The sequence below is a fragment of the Fusibacter tunisiensis genome (assembly GCF_016908355.1).
GTDB lineage: Bacteria > Bacillota > Clostridia > Peptostreptococcales > Acidaminobacteraceae > Fusibacter_D > Fusibacter_D tunisiensis.
The window spans coordinates 1-1,496 of sequence record NZ_JAFBDT010000065.1 but is presented as its reverse complement, the minus strand read 5'-3'; the positions used below and the strand labels follow the sequence as shown (position 1 = coordinate 1,496).

1 tRNA gene and 2 rRNA genes are annotated in these 1,496 nt (G+C 42.4%); all 3 read left to right on the top strand.

The window, feature by feature from the left end:
• Positions 1-81: ribosomal RNA gene (locus JOC49_RS13070) — 16S ribosomal RNA — on the top strand; the annotation flags it as partial.
• Between the two features lie 568 nt (positions 82-649).
• Positions 650-725, top strand: a tRNA-Ala gene (locus JOC49_RS13065).
• A 372-nt stretch (positions 726-1,097) separates the two neighbouring features.
• Positions 1,098-1,496 (top strand): 23S ribosomal RNA (locus tag JOC49_RS13060); the annotation flags it as partial.

The following is a 1,496-nucleotide window of genomic DNA, read 5'->3' as shown; positions in this document are numbered from 1 at the left end:
CTGTCGAAGGTGAAATCAATGACTGGGGTGAAGTCGTAACAAGGTAGCCGTATCGGAAGGTGCGGCTGGATCACCTCCTTTCTAAGGAGATTAGATATTTAAGCTGTTCAATTTTGAGGGTTCTTAGAATCTTCAAACAGATGTATTTAAAAATGTATAAAGTGACGTCGGAGAAATAAACTCTCCTAGATTTCTACGAAATCTTACGTCGAGCGTTTTTTAAATGCATGTAATGAAAAGAAAAACAAAGAAGAAGTTAAATGACAAGATGAAAAAGAGAGGCATATCTCTCCTGTGTTTGCAAACAAACACTATGTCGAGTCGAATTAGCTTCGACCTTGAGATGTATTTAAAAATGTATAAAATGACGTCGGAGAAATAAACTCTCCTAGATTTCTACGAAATCTTACGTCGAGCGTTTTTTAAATGCATGTAATGAAAAGAAAAACAAAGAAGAAGTTAAATGGCAAGATGAAAAAGAGAGGCATATCTCTCCTGTGTTTGCAAGCAAACACTATGTCGAGTCGAATTAGCTTCGACCTTGAGATGTATTTAAAAATGTATAAAATGACGTCGGAGAAATAAACTCTCCTAGATTTCTACGAAATCTTACGTCGAGCGTTTTTTAAATGCATCGCATTTAAAAAATGGGGGTTTAGCTCAGTTGGGAGAGCACCTGCCTTGCACGCAGGGGGTCAAGAGTTCAAGTCTCTTAATCTCCACCATTTGTGATTTTTAGAGCTTTGCTTTAAAGGTCATTATTAATCAGAAGGACTGAATCAAGTTTTTGCGAGATGTTTAGATGGAAAAAGAGTGGCATAGCCCTCCTGTGTTTGCAAGCAAACACTACGTCGGGTCGAATTAGCTTCGCTAATCGATTTTCGTCTGCGACAAACTGCTTGGCGCCATGTGGCCAAGGAAGACTAAAGTCTCCCGTGTCCGGCACGGCAACCAAGTGAGGCTATCGCCTCTGAAATCAGCTTCGCTGATTTGCACTTTGTCAACTGCATATGTAAGAACCGACTATTAATAAAAAAAGAACGCAAGTTCAAAGTCAAAGGCACAATATGTTTTAAGACTAAAAACGCAAGTTTTGTGGTCAAGTTACTAAGAGCATAGGGTGGATGCCTTGGCACCAGGAGCCGAAGAAGGACGTGGTAAGCTGCGAAAAGCTACGGGGAGCTGCAAGCGAGCAAAGAGCCGTAGATGTCCGAATGGGGAAACCCGGCTGGAGTAATGTCCAGTCATCCATAGCTGAATACATAGGCTATAGGAAGGGAACTCGGGGAACTGAAACATCTAAGTACCCGAAGGAAGAGAAAACAAAAGTGATTTCCTAAGTAGCGGCGAGCGAACGGGAAATAGCCCAAACCTGAGTCTACGGACGAAGGGGTGAGGACAGTCGATAAAGCTGAGCTGAAATCTAGTGAAAGCGTTTGGGAAAACGCGCCGCAGAGTGTGAGAGCCACGTACACGAAAGAGGCAGGCAAGCGAGA